Origin of the sequence: Streptomyces sp. NPDC016640 (genome assembly GCF_043076215.1) — a bacterium.
GTDB lineage: Bacteria > Actinomycetota > Actinomycetes > Streptomycetales > Streptomycetaceae > Streptomyces.
In genome coordinates this window covers 39,635-56,687 of sequence record NZ_JBIBRG010000005.1, presented here as the reverse complement: position 1 = coordinate 56,687, position 17,053 = coordinate 39,635, and the positions used below count along the sequence as shown (strand labels likewise).

At 73.1% G+C, this 17,053-nt stretch carries 18 protein-coding genes; 12 read left to right on the top strand and 6 right to left on the bottom strand.

Going from position 1 to position 17,053, the window contains the following annotated elements:
* Positions 1 to 861 carry a class I SAM-dependent methyltransferase gene (locus tag ACF07S_RS12350; protein ID WP_391965067.1) on the bottom strand — a complete coding sequence of 287 codons (861 nt, stop codon included), beginning with the start codon at positions 859 to 861 and terminating at the stop codon, positions 1 to 3.
* Positions 862 to 1,176: 315 nt separating this feature from the next.
* On the opposite strand from ACF07S_RS12350, the gene rpsA reads away from it, so the two are divergent.
* From rpsA to ACF07S_RS12330, 4 genes are all read left to right on the top strand, one after another.
* On the top strand, positions 1,177 to 2,685 hold the full coding sequence (gene rpsA, locus ACF07S_RS12345; protein WP_391965066.1) for a 30S ribosomal protein S1: 1,509 nt from the start codon (positions 1,177 to 1,179) through the stop codon (positions 2,683 to 2,685).
* Positions 2,686 to 2,949: 264 nt separating this feature from the next.
* Positions 2,950 to 3,888 carry a PAC2 family protein gene (locus tag ACF07S_RS12340; RefSeq protein WP_391965065.1) on the top strand — a complete coding sequence of 313 codons (939 nt, stop codon included), beginning with the start codon at positions 2,950 to 2,952 and terminating at the stop codon, positions 3,886 to 3,888.
* 141 nt (positions 3,889 to 4,029) lie between these two features.
* Positions 4,030 to 4,662, top strand: a complete 633-nt coding sequence (gene coaE, locus ACF07S_RS12335; protein WP_391974134.1) for a dephospho-CoA kinase — start codon at positions 4,030 to 4,032, stop codon at positions 4,660 to 4,662.
* A gap of 50 nt (positions 4,663 to 4,712) precedes the next feature.
* Positions 4,713 to 5,093, top strand: coding sequence for a tetratricopeptide repeat protein (locus ACF07S_RS12330; protein WP_391965063.1), 381 nt, complete (start codon positions 4,713 to 4,715; stop codon positions 5,091 to 5,093).
* A gap of 17 nt (positions 5,094 to 5,110) precedes the next feature.
* Here the strand turns inward: ACF07S_RS12330 and ACF07S_RS12325 are convergent, their stop codons facing one another.
* Positions 5,111 to 5,377 carry a DUF6343 family protein gene (locus ACF07S_RS12325; RefSeq protein ID WP_391965062.1) on the bottom strand — a complete coding sequence of 89 codons (267 nt, stop codon included), beginning with the start codon at positions 5,375 to 5,377 and terminating at the stop codon, positions 5,111 to 5,113.
* Positions 5,378 to 5,564: 187 nt separating this feature from the next.
* Between ACF07S_RS12325 and ACF07S_RS12320 the strand changes: the two genes are divergently transcribed.
* Both ACF07S_RS12320 and ACF07S_RS12315 read left to right on the top strand, forming a co-directional pair.
* Entirely contained in the window at positions 5,565 to 6,263 is a 699-nt protein-coding gene (locus ACF07S_RS12320; RefSeq protein ID WP_391965061.1) for a class I SAM-dependent methyltransferase, read from the top strand.
* Between the two features lie 96 nt (positions 6,264 to 6,359).
* On the top strand, positions 6,360 to 6,827 hold the full coding sequence (locus ACF07S_RS12315) for a DoxX family protein (protein WP_391974133.1): 468 nt from the start codon (positions 6,360 to 6,362) through the stop codon (positions 6,825 to 6,827).
* An 85-nt stretch (positions 6,828 to 6,912) separates the two neighbouring features.
* Here the strand turns inward: ACF07S_RS12315 and ACF07S_RS12310 are convergent, their stop codons facing one another.
* On the bottom strand, positions 6,913 to 7,722 hold the full coding sequence (locus ACF07S_RS12310; RefSeq protein WP_391965059.1) for an RNA-binding S4 domain-containing protein: 810 nt from the start codon (positions 7,720 to 7,722) through the stop codon (positions 6,913 to 6,915).
* 107 nt (positions 7,723 to 7,829) lie between these two features.
* On the opposite strand from ACF07S_RS12310, the gene ACF07S_RS12305 reads away from it, so the two are divergent.
* Positions 7,830 to 8,543 (top strand): uracil-DNA glycosylase, encoded by a 714-nt coding sequence (locus ACF07S_RS12305; protein ID WP_391965058.1) that lies wholly within the window; start codon positions 7,830 to 7,832, stop codon positions 8,541 to 8,543.
* Positions 8,544 to 8,584: 41 nt separating this feature from the next.
* Entirely contained in the window at positions 8,585 to 9,550 is a 966-nt protein-coding gene (pip, locus tag ACF07S_RS12300) for a prolyl aminopeptidase (protein WP_391965057.1), read from the top strand.
* Positions 9,551 to 9,714: 164 nt separating this feature from the next.
* On the opposite strand, the gene ACF07S_RS12295 is transcribed toward pip, so the two are convergent.
* A complete protein-coding gene (locus tag ACF07S_RS12295) occupies positions 9,715 to 10,617 on the bottom strand; it encodes an MIP/aquaporin family protein (RefSeq protein ID WP_391974132.1) in 903 nt (300 codons plus the stop codon).
* Between the two features lie 407 nt (positions 10,618 to 11,024).
* Between ACF07S_RS12295 and ACF07S_RS12290 the strand changes: the two genes are divergently transcribed.
* From ACF07S_RS12290 to ACF07S_RS12275, 4 genes are all read left to right on the top strand, one after another.
* Entirely contained in the window at positions 11,025 to 12,962 is a 1,938-nt protein-coding gene (locus tag ACF07S_RS12290) for an FUSC family protein (RefSeq protein ID WP_391965055.1), read from the top strand.
* Positions 12,963 to 13,163: 201 nt separating this feature from the next.
* Positions 13,164 to 14,528, top strand: coding sequence for an amidohydrolase (locus ACF07S_RS12285; protein WP_391965054.1), 1,365 nt, complete (start codon positions 13,164 to 13,166; stop codon positions 14,526 to 14,528).
* 91 nt (positions 14,529 to 14,619) lie between these two features.
* The gene (locus ACF07S_RS12280) at positions 14,620 to 15,384 is read left to right on the top strand and encodes a DUF899 domain-containing protein (protein WP_391974131.1); all 765 of its coding nucleotides are present in this window, start codon (positions 14,620 to 14,622) and stop codon (positions 15,382 to 15,384) included.
* 156 nt (positions 15,385 to 15,540) lie between these two features.
* On the top strand, positions 15,541 to 15,723 hold the full coding sequence (locus tag ACF07S_RS12275; RefSeq protein WP_391965052.1) for a hypothetical protein: 183 nt from the start codon (positions 15,541 to 15,543) through the stop codon (positions 15,721 to 15,723).
* A gap of 33 nt (positions 15,724 to 15,756) precedes the next feature.
* Here ACF07S_RS12275 and ACF07S_RS12270 read toward each other — a convergent pair whose 3' ends face one another.
* Entirely contained in the window at positions 15,757 to 16,197 is a 441-nt protein-coding gene (locus tag ACF07S_RS12270; protein ID WP_391965051.1) for a hypothetical protein, read from the bottom strand.
* Positions 16,194 to 16,886: an ATP-binding protein gene (locus tag ACF07S_RS12265; RefSeq protein WP_391965050.1), complete on the bottom strand. Its 693-nt coding sequence runs from the start codon at positions 16,884 to 16,886 to the stop codon at positions 16,194 to 16,196. Before ACF07S_RS12265 ends, ACF07S_RS12270 begins: the two co-directional genes overlap by 4 nt.
* Positions 16,887 to 17,053 lie beyond the last annotated feature (167 nt).

Genomic DNA, 17,053 nt, shown 5'->3' with positions numbered 1-17,053 from the left:
TCAGTCCCGTACGCAGACGAAGATCGCCGTTCCCGGGATCAGATTCCCGCGCAGCGGGGACCAGCCGCCCCACTCGGAGGTGTTCCAGGCCGGCCACTCGGGCTCCACCAGGTCCACCAGGCGGAACCCCGAGGCGACGACGTCGCGGACCCGGTCGCCGAGCGTCCTGTGGTGCTCGACGTACACCGCGCGGCCCTCCTCGTCCTGCTCCACGTAGGGCGTGCGGTCGAAGTACGACGCGGAGACGCTCAGCCCCTCCGGCCCCGGCTCGTCCGGGAACGCCCAGCGGACCGGATGCGTCAGGGAGAACACCAGCCGGCCCCCGGGACGCAGCACCCGGTGCACCTCGCGCAGCACCAGCCGCGGATCGGCGACGAAGGGCAGCGCCCCGTACGCCGAGCAGGCCAGGTCGAAGGAACCGTCGCCGAAGGGCAGCGCGCCCGCGTCGGCGCACACCAGGGGAAAGGACCCGCCGATGCGCAGCGCGTGCTGCAACTGCCGGTGCGAGATGTCCAGGGCCACCGGGTGCGCCCCCCTGGCGGCCAGCCAGCGCGAGCACTGCGCCGCGCCGGCGCCCAGCTCCAGGACGTCCCGTCCCTTCAGCTCCTCCGGCGGGCCGAGCAGTTCGGCCTCCACCTCGTCCAGCCCCTCGGGACCCCACACGAAGCGGTCGTCGCCGAGGAACGTGCCGTGCTCGACCTGGTACTCGTCCGCGTTCCGGTCCCACCAGCCGCGGTTGGCGCGTGAGCTCTCCGTGACACCGGCGTCCCGCCGGGTCGCCTCCGGTTCGGGCGCTTCGGGCTCTTGGATGATCGGCTCCCTCGTCGTACTCTTCCGTCCAGCCGGACCCCGGTGTGTCACCGAAGGGCGCGACGGCCCCTGCGCGGCCTCGGGGACGGGAATCGTGCCGGGTATGCGGTGATTCGCCCCGGGTGGGCGGCTTCGCGCATTGACCCCGCCCGGCTGCCCCCGTATGCTACAAGTTGCGCTGCGGGCCTGCGCACCTCAGACGTAGCAGGCTGCGCTCGCATCTGTTGTATGTCCCCTCGGTTCTCGAGGCGTCATCACCAGTGACTGGTGATGTGCTTCCTTGGCTGTCCGGCTTCGGCAGAGCGAAACGGGCTCCGGCGTAGCAGTACCTACGACTTCAATGTCCGTACCGGAGCCCTTTCCCACATGACGAGCAGCACCGAGACCACCGCCACCACCCCGCAGGTAGCGGTCAACGACATCGGTAACGAGGAAGCCTTCCTCGCCGCGATCGACGAGACGATCAAGTACTTCAACGACGGCGACATCGTCGACGGCGTCATCGTGAAGGTCGACCGGGACGAGGTCCTGCTCGACATCGGTTACAAGACCGAAGGCGTCATCCCGAGCCGCGAGCTCTCGATCAAGCACGACGTCGACCCCAACGAGGTCGTCGCCGTCGGTGACGAGATCGAAGCCCTTGTTCTCCAGAAGGAGGACAAGGAAGGCCGCCTGATCCTCTCGAAGAAGCGCGCCCAGTACGAGCGTGCCTGGGGCACCATCGAGAAGATCAAGGAAGAGGACGGGATCGTCACCGGCACCGTCATCGAGGTCGTCAAGGGTGGTCTCATCCTCGACATCGGCCTCCGTGGCTTCCTCCCGGCCTCCCTGGTCGAGATGCGCCGCGTTCGCGACCTCCAGCCCTACGTGGGCAAGGAGCTCGAGGCCAAGATCATCGAGCTGGACAAGAACCGCAACAACGTGGTCCTGTCCCGCCGTGCCTGGCTGGAGCAGACCCAGTCCGAGGTCCGCCAGACCTTCCTCACCACCCTCCAGAAGGGCCAGGTGCGGTCCGGCGTCGTCTCCTCGATCGTCAACTTCGGTGCCTTCGTGGACCTGGGTGGCGTCGACGGCCTGGTCCACGTCTCCGAGCTGTCCTGGAAGCACATCGACCACCCGTCCGAGGTCGTCGAGGTCGGCCAGGAGGTCACCGTCGAGGTCCTCGACGTCGACATGGACCGCGAGCGTGTCTCCCTGTCGCTGAAGGCGACCCAGGAAGACCCGTGGCAGCAGTTCGCCCGCACCCACCAGATCGGCCAGGTCGTGCCCGGCAAGGTCACGAAGCTGGTTCCGTTCGGTGCGTTCGTCCGCGTGGACGAGGGCATCGAGGGTCTGGTCCACATCTCCGAGCTGGCCGAGCGCCACGTGGAGATCCCGGAGCAGGTCGTCCAGGTCAACGACGAGATCTTCGTCAAGGTCATCGACATCGACCTCGAGCGCCGCCGCATCAGCCTCTCGCTGAAGCAGGCCAACGAGGCATTCGGTGCCGACCCGTCGGCGGTCGAGTTCGACCCGACCCTGTACGGCATGGCCGCGTCCTACGACGACCAGGGCAACTACATCTACCCCGAGGGCTTCGACCCCGAGACCAACGACTGGCTCGAGGGCTACGAGACCCAGCGCGAGGCGTGGGAGACGCAGTACGCCGAGGCGCAGCAGCGCTTCGAGCAGCACCAGGCGCAGGTCATCAAGTCCCGCGAGGCGGACGAGAAGGCCGTTGCCGAGGGTGGCGAGGTTGCCGCTCCGGCCGCGTCCGGCGGTAGTGGTGGCGGCGGCGGTTCGTACTCCTCCGAGGGTGCCGACAACAGCGGCGCGCTCGCCTCGGACGAGGCGCTGGCCGCGCTGCGCGAGAAGCTGGCCGGCGGCCAGAGCTGAACGCCTGCCGCTGAGGCTCAGCGGTTGACCGAGGGGCCGTACCTTTCGAGGTGCGGCCCCTCGGTGCTGCCCCGCGAGGGGAAGCCCGCGGGCCCGTGAGGGCTTGTCGCGCGGTTCCCCGCGCCCCTGGGAGCCGGTGTGTGCTGCGGGAGACGCCGGGCGCCGTCCGAGGGGGCCCGCACGACCGAGGGAGCCGTTCCCGCCCGGGAATGCCGGTGCCGCATGCCACGTTGTGCAGTACGAACACGAGGAGGAGCGGTCACTGTGCTTGATCCGCAGGGTTTGTACGCATGGGAGCCGAAGGGGCTGGGTGTCGTCGACATGGCGCTCGCCCAGGATTCGGCCGGACTTGTCATGCTCTACCACTTCGACGGATACATCGACGCGGGCGAGACCGGGGACCAGATCGTCGACCGGCTGCTCGACTCGCTGCCCCACCAGCTCGTCGCCCGGTTCGACCACGACCGGCTCGTCGACTACCGCGCCCGGCGCCCGTTGCTGACCTTCACCCGCGACCGCTGGAGCGACTACGACGTTCCCGCCATCGAGGTGCACCTCGTCCAGGACGCCACGGGAGCGCCCTTCCTGCTGCTCGCCGGACCCGAACCGGACGTGGAGTGGGAGCGCTTCGCCGCCGCCGTGCAGCAGATCGTGGAGCGGCTCGGCGTCCGCCTGTCGGTGAACTTCCACGGCATCCCCATGGGCGTCCCGCACACCCGGCCCGTCGGCCTCACACCCCACGGCAACCGCACCGACCTCGTCCCGACGGGCAGCCGGGTCTTCGACGAGGCACAGGTCCCGGGCAGCGCCGAGGCCCTCGTCGAGTACCGGCTCATGCAGGCCGGACACGACGTCCTGGGCGTCGCCGCGCACGTGCCGCACTACATCGCCCGCTCCCCGTACCCGGACGCGGCGCTGACCGTCCTGGAGGCCGTCACGGCCGCCACCGGACTGGTCCTGCCGGGCATCGCGCACGCCCTGCGCACCGACGCCCACCGCACCCAGACCGAGATCGACCGCCAGATCCAGGAGGGCGACGAGGAACTCACCGCTCTCGTGCAGGGCCTGGAGCACCAGTACGACGCCGCCGCGGGCGCGGAGACCCGGGGGAACATGCTCGCCGAGCCGGCGGAGATCCCGTCGGCGGACGAGATCGGCCGCGAGTTCGAGCGGTTCCTGGCGGAGCGGGAGGGGGACGGCTAGGACCTGCGGCGCGGTCGCGCGGGGAATCGACGGCGCCTCGCTGGACCCGCGTCCGCGGCGTGGTTCCCGGCGCCTGTCGCACGGGCTCGGGCGGGACCCCGCTGCCGGTGCGGGCCTGCCGCTGGGCCTAGGCTGCCTTCCATGCTGACAGTGGGCCTGACCGGCGGGATCGGCGCCGGCAAGAGCGAGGTGTCGCGGCTGCTCGCCGAACGCGGAGCCGTGCTGATCGACGCGGACCGCATCGCGCGCGAGGTGGTCGAACCGGGGACGCCGGGCCTGACGGCGGTGGTGGACGCCTTCGGCGAGGAGGTCCTCGCCGCGGACGGCGGCCTCGACCGGCCCAAGCTGGGTTCCATCGTCTTCGCGGACCCGGAGAAGCTGGCCGTCCTCAACTCGATCGTCCACCCCCTGGTGGGCGCCCGCTCCCGGGAACTGGAGGAGGCCGCCGCCGAGGACGCCGTCGTGCTCCACGACGTCCCCCTCCTGACGGAGAACGGCCTCGCCCCCCTCTACGACCTCGTGATCGTCGTCGACGCGAGCCCCGAGACCCAGCTCGACCGGCTGGTGGGCCGGCGCGGCATGAGCGAGGAGGACGCACGCGCGCGGATGGCCGCCCAGGCGACCCGGGAGCAGCGCCGGGAGATCGCCGACATCGTCATCGGCAACGACGTCCCCCTCGAGGAGCTGGAACAGCGCGTCGACGAGGTATGGGCCGAGCTCGTCCGCCAGTCACGGACGGGTCGGAGGTCCCGGCCGGAGTCCCGGCCGGAATAGCGGCGCCCGCACGGGGCGTTGAACCGCTGCAGCAAGGGAAGGATGCAGCCGTGCCCGAGATCAGCGGTTCGACCGGACGTACGCCGGAGACGCATGTCATCGACTTCCGCGCCGCCGAGCACCTGCTCGCCTCCCGGGACCCGCGGGGCGCGGTGAAGCTGCTCGACGGCGTCATCGACGTCCACCCCGAGAACACCGCCGCACGGCTGCTGCGCGCACGCGCCTTCTTCGCGGCCGCCCAGCTGCGCCCCGCCGAGCTGGAGTTCTCCCTCGTCCTGGAGCGAGAACCGGACAACGCCTTCGCCCACTTCGCGCTGGCCCGCACCTACCAGCGGCAGGGCCGCCCCCATCCGGCCAAGCGCCACTTCCGGCTGGCGGCCGCCCTCGACCCGAACCCGGAGTACCTGAAGGCGGCGCGCTTCGACGCGTGACGGTCCCTGCGCTCGCGCTACGGCCGGCCGTCCGGCGGCCGGTACGGGGGGACCTCGGGACCCGGCTGGTAGTGCGGTCCCTGACGGATGTGCCGCAGGACGACGGCCAGGTCGACCGTGACGAGCAGCCACAGCAGCCCGCAGACGAGCGCCCAGCCGGGATGCCCCGCGATCGCGAACGCCACCGTTCCCGCCACGGTCCACACGACGCCCCACACGCTCAGCCAGAACCGCATCCGCAGCGCACTGCGCGCGGTCGTCGGTTCACTGCCCGTACGCTTCACGGTCCTCACTCCCGCCTGCGGGCTGCGGTTTCCACGGTCGTCACTCCCGCCTGCGAGCTGTGGTCTTCCTGGATCCGGGTGCCCGCAACGACGTGGTTCACCGGCTCCACGGACACCGGCTTTCACTCGGTCGGGTGAATCCGCGACGGATGGGAACGGCTGTGCGGACGCGGTCCGTTGGACGGGCATGGAACTGAGGACGCGTGACGGGTACGAGGGGACGGGACCCGGGGCGATCACCCCGGACGGCTGCGCGGTGGAGGTCTACTCCAGGCTGTCCGTCGGGGACGAGCCGGACATCATCGCCGCCGCGGTACCGGCGGGGGCCCGGATCCTGGAGCTGGGCAGCGGAGTGGGGCGGATGACCCACGCGCTGCTGGAACGCGGCTTCGCGGTCACCGCGGTGGACGAGTCCGCCGAGATGCTGGAGCGCGTCCGCGGGGCACGGACGGTGCGGAGCTCCATAGAGAAGCTCGACCTGGGCGAGACCTTCGACGTGGTGCTCCTCGCGTCCTTCCTGGTGCACGCCGGGGACGTCGAGGTGCGGCGCGGCATGCTGCGCACCTGCGTGCGGCATCTGGCGGAAGGCGGGTGCGTGCTGATCCAGCGGGAGGGCGAGGACTACCACACCAATGTGCCGCGCGAGCGGGTGGACCCGGCCGGCTTCACCGTGCGGATCGTGTCGGCGGAGCCGGCCGGCGACGGGGTCGACTCGGTGCGCGCGGAGTACGTGTTCCCGGACGCGGTCTGGACGCAGACGTTCCGGTCCCGGCCGTTGACGAAGGAGCGGTTCGAGGAGGCGCTGGGGGAGGCGGGTCTGCGCGTGGACCGGTATCTGACGGCCGACCGGACATGGGTGCGGGCCGTGCCGAAGGACGAAGGCTGAGCGCCGGAACCGGTCCCTGGGAGCGATGAGTTCGCGGGCGAGGGGCGGTCTGCCCCGGTGACAGCAGCACGCACCGCTTTCCCCAGGAGACCGCCCATGCCCGAGACCACAGCTCCCGCCACGACCGCATCCGCCGCCGAGTCCACGGGGACCGTCGTCGCCGAGTCCCCGGTCCTCCGTGGACGGCCGGCCCGTATCGCGCTGCGCACCGTGCAGGTGCTGCTCGCACTCTTCTACGCGATCGCGAGCGCGCTGCCCAAGCTGATCGCGCACTCCTCCGCCGCCGGGTCCTTCGACGACATGGGCTGGGGCAGCCCGGGCATGTACGCCGTCGGGGTGCTCGAACTCGCCGGGGCGATCGGCCTGTTGATTCCGGTCCTGCAGTCGGTGGCCGCGACGGGGCTGGCGGCGATGATGGTGGGCGCGTTCGTCGTGCAGGTCACGGTGTTCGACGGTCAGTACGCGGCGACACCGCTGATCCTGATCGTGCCGCTCGCGCTCATCGCCTGGGCCCGCCGGGACCACAACGCGGACCTGCTGCGGCTCCTGCGACACCGCGACTGACGGCTTTGAGGCAGGACCGGAAGGGCCGGGGAAGGGGCCGGGGGAGCGTCCCCCAGCTCCCGGGCCCGTCCCGGCACCGTTTCCGTCACGGCCGTGCCGCGCCCCCGGAACCTCCACCACGGGACGTGCGGCCGCCCTTTCCACCGCGGCCACCGGATCCGCCACGCCCCCCGGCCCCGCCCCGGTCACCGGCACCACCGGGCGCGGCGCCCGGATCACCCGGTCCACCGAGCCCACCGGGTCCGCCCGGCGCGCCGAAGCCACCCGGTCCGCCGAGACCGCCCAGCGCGCGCAACCGCTCCAGTTCGCGGCGGTCGCGCTTGGTCGGGCGGCCCGCGCCGCGGTCCCGGACACCGGCCGGGGCGACGGCCTCGCGGGGCGGGGGCGGCGGCGAGTTGTCGATGTAGCACTGGACGGCCACGGGCGCGCCCACCCGCTTGCGGATCAGCCGCTTGACCACGACGATCCGCTCCCGGTTCTCGTGCCGCAGGCGCACCTCGTCGCCCACGCGGACGGAGTGCGCGGGCTTGACCCGTTCCCCGTTCAGCCGCACATGCCCGCCCCGGCAGGCGGCGGAGCCGAGGGACCGTGTCTTGACCAGGCGCACCGACCAGATCCAGCTGTCGATGCGGACGGACTCGCCGCTCTGCGGCCCGGCCGCCTCGGCGGCGGCCACGGCCGCGGCGATCTCCGGATCCGCCGGCGCGGCCCCCGCCTCCCCGGCAGCCCCACCCGCGGCATCCGCGCCCCCCGCACCGCTCGCGCCCCCCGCACCGCCGGCACCGTTCGTGCCGCCGCTACCGCTCGCGGACGGCGTGCCGCCGTCCGGCAGTGACGGGTCCGCCGCACCCCCGGCCCCGCCGGTCCTGTCCTTCTCCGCGCCCTCGGAAACCATGGTTCCGACCTTAGCCCGACCGGCGCGCGGACCGTACGGGGGTTTCCGCGGGCCCACGACCTGCGGAACCGCCGCCGTACCCCCGCGCGACGGCCTACCGTGGAGCCATGGACCCCAGCGGCCTCGACCGGCTCGACCAGCGCATCGCCGGCTGCCGTGCCTGCCCCCGGCTGGTGGACTGGCGTGAGGAGGTCGCCCGTACCAAGCGGGCCGCGTTCGCCGACTGGACGTACTGGGGCAGGCCGGTACCCGGATTCGGGCCGCCGGACGCCCGGCTGCTGATCGTCGGACTGGCCCCCGCGGCACACGGCGGCAACCGCACCGGCCGCATGTTCACCGGGGACCGCTCGGGGGACGTGCTGTACCGGGCGCTGTACGACGTCGGCCTCGCCTCCCAGCCGGCCTCCGTGCACACCGGGGACGGCCTGGAGCTGTACGGCGTGCGCGTCACCGCGCCCGTGCACTGCGCCCCGCCCGCCAACAAGCCCACACCCGGGGAGCGGGACGCCTGCCGGCCCTGGCTGGTGCGGGAACTGCAGCTGCTGCGGCCGACGGTACGGGCCGCACTCGTCCTCGGTGCCTTCGGCTGGCAGGCCGCGCTGCCCGCGTTCGCCGCGGCGGGCTGGACCGTGCCCCGTCCCCGGCCCGCCTTCGCGCACGGCGCCCGCGCCACCCTGGAGGCCGCCGACGGTCCCGGCCTCCACCTCTTCGGCTGCTTCCACGTCAGTCAGCGCAACACCTTCACCGGCCGGCTCACCCCGGAGATGCTCAGGGACGTACTGCGCGCGGCGGCGGGTTCGGCGGGACTGCGCACGGCGTGAAGGGGATGAGCGGCCGCGGCCGAATGGGCTACGGTGCTCCGATGTCCAGGTATCCGGAGATCGAACCGTACGACCACGGCATGCTCGACGTCGGTGACGGCAACCGCGTGTACTGGGAGACCAGCGGCAACCCGGACGGCAAGCCCGCACTCGTGCTGCACGGCGGGCCCGGCTCGAGCGCCGGCCCGAACCTCCGCCGCTACTTCGATCCGGCCGCCTACCGCATCGTGCTGCTCGACCAGCGCGGAGCAGGGCGCTCCGTGCCGCGCGCGAGCGACCACACCACCGACATGAGCGTCAACACGACCGCCCACCTCATGGCGGACCTGGAGCGGCTGCGCGTCCACCTGGGCGTCGAGCGGTGGCTGGTGTGGGGCGTGTCGTTCGGTTCCGCACTGGGACTGCGGTACGCGCAGACGCACCCGGGAGTCGTGTCCGAACTCGTCCTGACCGGAGTCGCCACCGGTTCCAACGCCGAAGTGGCCCTGCTGACACGAGGGCTGGGCAGGATCTTCCCGGAGGCGCACGAACGCTTCCTCGCGGAACTGCCCGCGGACCGGCGCGACGGCAATCTCGCCGCCGCGTACAACGGACTGCTGGAGTCGCCCGACCCGGAGGTCCGGGAACGCGCCGCGCGGGCCTGGACCGACTGGGAGACGGCGATGATCCCCGCGCCGCCCCGCTCGGTCGCCCGGTTCGAGGACCCGGAGTTCCGTTACGGTTTCGCGCGGACCGTCACCCACTACTGGGGCAACGACCACTTCCTCGGCGAGGGCAACGACGACGGTGCGGTGCTGCGCGACGCGCACCTCCTCGAGGGCGTCCCCGGCACCCTGGTGCAGGGCAGCCTCGACCCGGGCAACCTCCTGGGCACCGTCTGGCGGCTGCACCACGCCTGGCCGGGCAGCGAACTGGTGATCGTCGACGAGGCCGGCCACGACGCCGGAGCGGTCGGCGACGACGCCCTGGTGGCGGCGACGGACCGCTACGCGCGCGCCCGGCACTGACGCGTCGCCCGCCCGCGACCGCCACGAGCGGGTGGGGCGTCCGGCAGTGAGGAAGGCGGCGGGAACCGACCGGGCGCGGTGACGCGCTGGATCAGGGAGCCCACCGAGGCGGCCGGCGGCCGGCCCGCCGATCGTGCACCGGCCGGCCCTCCGCCGCATCCGCATCACCCCTCGGGCCGCCTCCGGGGCTCCTCGGTGGCCGGGCCCTCCTCGGGCTCCGTCCTGGCCTTGAGCACCGGACCGATGAGCAGGTCGTACACGGCGGTGCCGAGGACCCCGCCGACGAGGGGGCCGACGACGGGGATCCACCAGTAGCCGCTGAACCAGCCGAAGGTGCCGGGCAGGGCGATCGAGCCCCAGCCCTCGAAATAGGTGAACAGACGGGGCCCGAAGTCGCGTGCGGGATTGATCGCGTATCCGGCGTTCGTGCCGAAGGCCAGGCCGATCGCGACGACCACCAGACCGATGAGGAACGGATGGAGATTCGACAGCGGAGCGGTGTTGCGGGTGTCGATGAGCGCACAGACCAGCATGAGGAGGATCCCGGTCCCCACGATCTGGTCGAGCAGGGGTCCCCACCAGGAATCCCCGAAGTATTCGGCGGGGAACGTGGCGAAGATCGAGTAGGTCGCCAGCGACTCGTCCCGCGGGACTCCCGCCCTGGCGTCGGCCGCGACGATCGCCCACCGGTAGCAGGCGTAGACGAGTGCGGCGGCGACGAAGGCGCCCACGACCTGCGCCAGCCAGTAGGGCAGGACCTTCCGCCAGGGGAAGTCCCCGCGTACGGCGAAGCCCAGCGTCACCGCGGGATTGATGTGGGCGCCGCTGATGCCGCCCGCCACATGGATGGCGAACACCACGGCGAGCCCCCACGCCCAGGCGATGATGAGCCAGTTGGCGGGCCCGAAGTCCGTCACCTGCCGTCCTGATCCGGGCAGGCCCACCACGGAGACGGCAACGGATCCGGTGCCCAGCAGGATCAGGACGAAGGTGCCCAGGAATTCGGCGAGCATCTCGCCGCCGAGGCCTTTGCGATAACCGCGTCGGCGTGCAGTGCGTTCAGCCATCGGAGCTCCTCGGCTGGAATGGCGCTGACCTGCCCCCACCGGAAGCGTAGGGGGGGCGGGGTGATCGGGCTCGCCGAGCGTCTTTTTTCCTTCCTATGGAGCAACGCACGACAGCGCCCGCCGCGCGGGCGGGGCCCGGGGCGGGACGAGGGCAGCCGCTGTCGCGGCCGCCGGCGCCGCATCTCCCGGTACGCGGACGTCCGGACGAGGGCCTTCCGCATCTTGTACCGGTGTACCGGTGGGCCGGCGTCCACGCGGGCGGCACCACGCGCCCGCACCGTCACCTCACGGAAACGCGGCCGTTCGCTCTCCTCCGGCAACACCGCTTACCGTGGAGATGACGTTCCCCCGGCCCGGTCACCGTCGCCCGCGAGCCCTCGCCCGCCCGACGCGACGACTGGAGCCCCGTGTCCCGCCCCGCCGCACCCGCCGTACCTCCGTGGCTGGCCCATGTCCTGCGAGCCCAGCGGGGACCGGTCCCCTGGAGCGCGGTCACGCGCGGCGCGCTGGCCGGTGGGCCGCTGCTGCTCGCGGCCGTCCTCGCCGGGCGGCCCACGCTCGGGGTCGCCGCCGCCATCGGTGCCATGTTCGCCGGGATCAACGACCGGCCGGGGAGCCGGCGCGCCTCGGTCGGGCGGATCGGCGGGCCCGCGCTCGCGGGGGCGGCCGGGCTGGCCGCGGGGACGTACGCCGGGGACCACGTCCCGGCCGTGCTGCTCACACTGCTGCTGACCGGCCTCGGCCTGGTCGCCGGCGCGGTCAGCGCACTCGGGCCCGTGGGTTCCGCCGTGGGCACGCAACTGCTGGTCGGAGCGGCCGTCGGGGCCGGGATGCCGTTGCCCGAACCGGGATGGCAACGGGCGCTCGCCTTCGCCGCCGGTGCCGGCTGGCTGCTCCTGCTGCGGCTGGCGCTGCCCACCCCGGGCTCGCTCGCCGGGGACTTCCGGTTCGACGGGGAGCGGCACGCCGTCGCCGGGGTGTACGACGCCGTGGCCGCGCTGCTCGACGCGGCCGGATCGGAGACGGCCACCGCGCGGCGGGCCGCGCTCACCGCCGCCCTCGACCACGCGCAGGACGCACTCGCGGGACCCCGGCTGCGGCGGTACGCCTCCTCCGCGGCCGAACGCCGGCTGCACGCGCGGTACGCCGCCGCGCTCCCCCTCGCCGAGGCCGCGACCGCACTGGCCTGGGCGGGCGAGGCCGTCGCGGCCCGCACGTCCGAGGGGCCCCGGCGCCTCGCCGTCGCCGTGCGCGACAACACCCCCACCGGGCCGCTGCCCGCGCCCTCCCGGTCCGCCCCCGCGCTGCGCGCCCTCGACGACGCGCTCCTGCACGCCGCCGAGGTCTTCGACGGCGCGGCGGGCGGCGACCTGCACAACCGCAGGCGGCCCCGGGCCGCCCGGGTGCGCACCCTCCTCGGCGCCCGGGGCCGCGAGTACGGCCTGCGGGTCGCCCTCTGCTTCGGGGCGAGCGCCGCCGTCGCCCAGGCACTGCACCACGCCCGCTGGTACGGGCAGCACGAGCACTGGTACTGGCTGCCCGCCACGGCCGTCTTCCTCGTCAAGCCCGACCTCGGGCCGCTGGCCTCCCGGGTGCTGTCCCGGGCCGCCGGGACCGTGCTCGGGGCGCTTGTCTTCGCGGGGTTCGCCGCGGTGCTGCCCCGGCCGGAGGGGCTGGTCGCGCTGGTCGTGGTCAGCGGGGCGCTGATTCCCGTGGCCACCCGGCACTTCGCCGCGCAGACCGCCGTGGTCACGGTGCTCGTGCTCGCCCTGGTGATGGCCGGCGGTGAGCCCCAGGCCTCCGTCGGCCGGATCGGCGAGACCCTGCTGGCCTGCGCCATCGTGCTGGTCGTCGGCCACCTCCCGATGCCGGGCCCGCGCGGCGACGCCATCCGGGCCCGGCTCGCGGAAGCCGGCGCCGCCGCCCGGGCGTACCTCGACCACGTGCTGGGCGGGCCCGACGGCCACCACGCGTCCGGCCGGTCCCGCGATCACCACACGTCCGGCGAGCCGCAGGAGCACCACGCGACCGGCGGCTCCCGCGACCGCGCCGTCCGCTGGGCCCTGCGCCGCGAGGCCTACCGCACCCTCGCCGAAGCCCGTACCGCCATCGCCCTGGCCTCCGCCGAGCTCCCGCCGCTCGCCCGGCACGCGGACGGCGCGGACGAGATCGCCGCCACCCTCGAACGGCTCGTCGACACCACCACCGCCTGCGCCGTCCAGCTCGACGACACCGGCGCCCTCGACCCCCGTCACGTCCGGCGGCTCGCCGAACTCCAGGACGAACTCGCCCGCCGCCGCGACCGCGTCGGACTCCGTCTGCCGGACCCGCCCGCCGCCGGGTGAGCCGGCCGGCCCACCCCGCCCGCACCGGTGCGTGATCCGGTCCCGGCACGCCACGCCGCTCCCCGGGGTCCGCACCCACCGGCGGCGGACGCGGCGGCCCCTCGTCCGGCAGGCCCGTGCCCGGCCCGCCCCGCGGCACAACCGCGACGGGATGCCGCGGTTCGGCTCACCCGGGCCGGGGGAGCGCCGTACGTTGACGTGATGACGCCTTCTGCCGTGGAGAGTCCCGCCGGGCTCGTCATCACCGGATGCACCGTCCTCACGCACGACGATCAAGAGAGAATCGGGTTCGCGGAGGACGCCGCGATCGTCGTGCGTGACGGAGCGGTGGAGGAGGTGACCAGTGCGCAGGCCGTCGCGGGCCGGGCGGCCGGCGAGTGGATCGACGCCCGGGGGCAGGTCGCGCTGCCCGGTCTGATCAACTGCCACACCCACGCCCCGATGGTGGCCCTGCGCGGCCTCGCCGAGGACCTGCCGACCGAGGAGTGGTTCAACGGCGTCGTCTGGCCGGTGGAGTCCAACCTCACCGCCCGGGACGTCGAACTGGGCGCGCGGCTCGCCTGCGCGGAGATGATCCGGGGCGGTGTCACCTGCTTCGCCGACCACTACTTCGCCATGGACGTGATCGCCGCCGTGGTCGCCGGGTGCGGGATGCGGGCGCTGCTGGGGGAGGCGTACTTCTCCTCCCAGGGCGTTGCGGGACGGGAGCGGTCGCTGGAGTTCGCGTTGCGCCACCGCGGCTCGGCCGGCGGCCGCATCACCACCGCCCTCGCCCCGCACGCCCCCTACACCGTGGACGACGCCGATCTCGCCGCCACCGCCGGACTGGCCCGGACGCACGGGCTGCCCGTGCACCTGCACGCCGCCGAGAACCGCGACCAGACCGACGCCTCCCTCGCCCGGTACGGGCTCACCCCCATCGAGGTCCTGGAGCGCACCGGCATCCTCGACACCGACGTGCTCATCGCCCACGGCACCGGCATCCTCGACCGTGACCTGCCGCTGCTGGAGCGCGCGGACGGCCGTACGGCCGTGGCCACCGCGCCCCGCGGCTACCTCAAGTTCGCCTGGCCCACCACCACACCGGTGCGCGCGCTGCGCGACATCGGCGTCCCGGTCGGACTCGCCACGGACGGCGCCGCCTCCAACAACTCACTCGACGTGTGGGAGTCGATGGCGCTCACCTCACTGATCCAGAAGTCGGCGGAGGGCGACCCCCGTCTGCTCACCTCCCGTCAGGCGCTGCACCACGCCACGCTGCAGAGCGCCCGCGCGGTCGGCCTCGGCGGGAGCATCGGCAGCATCGCGCCCGGTCGCCGCGCCGACATCGTCCTCGTCGACCTCACCGGCCCGCACACCCAGCCCGTGCACGACCTCGCCGCGACCCTGGTGCACAGCGCCCGCTCCGCCGACGTCCGTACGACCGTCGTCGACGGCCGGGTCCTCATGCGTGACCGGGAACTGCTCACGATCGACGTCCCGGAGGTGGTCCGGGAGCTGGGGGAGCGGCTGCCCGCCCTCGTCGACCGCAGCCACGGCCGCCGGATCCAGGACTACGACCTCTGAAGCCGAAGCCGAAGACGTCCGCGAGGGAGCGATGAGTTCCGCGCGGCCCGGCGGTCACCTCCTGCAACGGGACCGTCGCACAGGAGGAACCATGTCGCTTCCGGAGATCGTCTCGCGCGCCGAGTGGCGCGCGGCGCGCCGGGAACTGCTGCTCGAGGAGAAGGCCGTCGCCCGCGCGCGGGACGCGCTCGGCGCCGAGCGGCGCCGGCTGCCCATGGTCCCGGTCGACCGGGAGTACGTGTTCGAGGGCGATGGGAGCGCCTCGCTGTTCGAGCCGGGCCCGGAGCTCGGGGGAGGAAAGGCCACGCTGCTCGATCTGTTCGAAGGGCGGCGCCAGCTCGTCGTCCACCACTTCATGTTCGCCCCCGAGTGGGACGCCGGATGCCGCGGTTGCTCCGCGTTCCTGGACCAGATCGGGCATCTCGCCCATCTCGCGGCGCGGGGCACCACGTTCGCGGCCGTCTCCCGGGCACCGTTCACGAAGATCCTGCCGTTCAAGGCCCGGATGGGGTGGATGCTGCCCTGGTACTCCTCGCCCTCCGGCGACTTCAACAAGGACTTCGAGGTGACCCTGGAACACGAGGGGCGGCTCACCGAGCGGCCCGGCCTCAGCTGCTTCCTGCGCGACGGAGACCGGGTCTTCCACACCTACTCGACGTACGGGCGCGGCCTCGACGGGCTCGGCTCGACCACCAGTCTGCTGGACCTCACCGCGCTCGGCCGCCAGGAGGAGGGGGAGGAACCCGACGGGTGCGCGTCGGCCCTCGGGGCGCCCACGGGGAGCGAACGCATCCGTTACCACGACGAGTACGGCGAGCACGACGAGTACGACGAGCACGACGAGTACGAAGACTGATACGGACGGTGACGGTTTACTCCGAAAAGCTGAGAGTCCGCTCACACTGGATGGTGAACGGGTGTCAACTACGTCTCAGTACCGTCACTGGACGGGGTGTTCACCCCATGGTTGGCGTTTAACTCTACGAGTACAACGCAGCATGGAGGTGGCAGGGTGAACGGGCGAACGGTGCTCGAACGCTTTCCCGCAGGTGGACCGCGCGGGTCGTGGCCGGCGGAGGCGTTCGCGCACGCCCGGCGCCTGGAGGGGCTGCCCGCCGAGGTGATCATGGATCTCGCGACCGACATGTTCCTGGTGATCGTCCGCGGCGAGGGCGTCGGTGACGTGACCGTGTGAGCGGACGTCCGTGACGCGGTGACCGGAGGGCGGTTACGCGGTGACCGGGCGTGACCAGGTCGGGGTGGTTCCGGTCAGCCGGCACAGGGCGAGATAGAGCGGTATCGGCGGGGTGTAGGGGAGCGTGCCGTCGGGCCGGTGGATCAGACCGGGCGGCTGAGGGGCGCCGGCGTCCGGGAGGACCGCGCCGATGGCGTAGCGCGCGGGGGCGGGCCACTCCAGGGCGTAGTCGGAGTCGGACGGGACCAGCCACCACCAGTGCGCCTCGTCGGCGTAGACGCAGCCCACGCGCGGCAGCCGGGGGATGACCAACGGGCCGAAGCGGGCGGGGACCGCCACCGCGTCGCAGCCCATGGGCGCCGTCATGCCGTCGGGTACCGGCAGCCGCCGGAGGGTGCGGGGAACCTGCCGTGCGCGATGGAGGCGGACCAGCGAGTCGAGGCTCAGTGCGCGGATGCCGGACGTTCCTGTCACGCGCGCTCCCCGGGCCCGCGGGTGCGCTGCCGCGGGGGTGTGTCCAGGCCCTGCGCCGGCCGGCGCGGCCGGCCGGACCCGGCGCCGCCGGCAGCGCCGTCGCTGCCGTCGTCACCGCTGCCGTGGTCCGGGCCGTCGGCCGGTCCGGGCTTCGGGCGGGCACCCCAGCCCAGGTCGTCACGAGGGTCCGAGGGGTCGTGCGGGGCGTCCGCCGTGCGGGGCAGGTCGGCCCAGACCAGCAGCCCGGTGCCGTGCTCGTGGGCGCCCCACGAGAGACAGAGGGTGTCGACGAGGAGCAGTCCCCTCCCGTGCTCCTCCTCCGGCCGCTGCCGGGTGTTCGCCCGCGGCCGGTCCGGAGCGCAGCCCTCGTCCCGCACGGCTATCCGCACCAGGTCGCCGCCGTCGTGCAGCTCGCAGACCACATGGCTGCTGGCGGTGTGCACGATGGCGTTGGTGACGAGTTCGGAGACGACCAGGGCCGCTGTGTCGCAGGTGTCCTCACACACCGACCAGCCGGTCAGCCGGGCCCTCGTCAGGCGTCTGGCCTGGGCCGGGGACCCCGGGTGGGCGGCCAGTTCGAAACGGAACCGGCGCTCGGCGGCGGCCCCCGTGGGGGCGGCTCCCGAGGCGGCACCGTGGCCGATGGAACCAGCGGCGGCGTCTGTTCCTAAGGGCGCGGACGGAATCACGCTTGCCACTATCGCCCCGCCATGAACACTTGGCAAGTGTCACTCTGAAAAATGCAGAGTGTTGTGTGACGGTCCGGACGGCCGTGGCACACTGCTCGCAACAGCACCTCGAGCGGCGCCAGTTGAGACCACCGAAGATCTATTCGAATGTGCGTTCGAATGAATCG

Coding starts and splice junctions, on each gene's coding strand:
- rpsA (WP_391965066.1), top strand. CDS start 1,177: ATGACGAGCAGCACCGAGACCACCGCCACCACCCCGCAGGTAGCGGTC.
- coaE (WP_391974134.1), top strand. CDS start 4,030: ATGCTGACAGTGGGCCTGACCGGCGGGATCGGCGCCGGCAAGAGCGAG.
- ACF07S_RS12320 (WP_391965061.1), top strand. CDS start 5,565: ATGGAACTGAGGACGCGTGACGGGTACGAGGGGACGGGACCCGGGGCG.
- ACF07S_RS12315 (WP_391974133.1), top strand. CDS start 6,360: ATGCCCGAGACCACAGCTCCCGCCACGACCGCATCCGCCGCCGAGTCC.
- ACF07S_RS12310 (WP_391965059.1), bottom strand. CDS start 7,722: ATGGTTTCCGAGGGCGCGGAGAAGGACAGGACCGGCGGGGCCGGGGGT.
- ACF07S_RS12305 (WP_391965058.1), top strand. CDS start 7,830: ATGGACCCCAGCGGCCTCGACCGGCTCGACCAGCGCATCGCCGGCTGC.
- pip (WP_391965057.1), top strand. CDS start 8,585: ATGTCCAGGTATCCGGAGATCGAACCGTACGACCACGGCATGCTCGAC.
- ACF07S_RS12295 (WP_391974132.1), bottom strand. CDS start 10,617: ATGGCTGAACGCACTGCACGCCGACGCGGTTATCGCAAAGGCCTCGGC.
- ACF07S_RS12285 (WP_391965054.1), top strand. CDS start 13,164: ATGACGCCTTCTGCCGTGGAGAGTCCCGCCGGGCTCGTCATCACCGGA.
- ACF07S_RS12280 (WP_391974131.1), top strand. CDS start 14,620: ATGTCGCTTCCGGAGATCGTCTCGCGCGCCGAGTGGCGCGCGGCGCGC.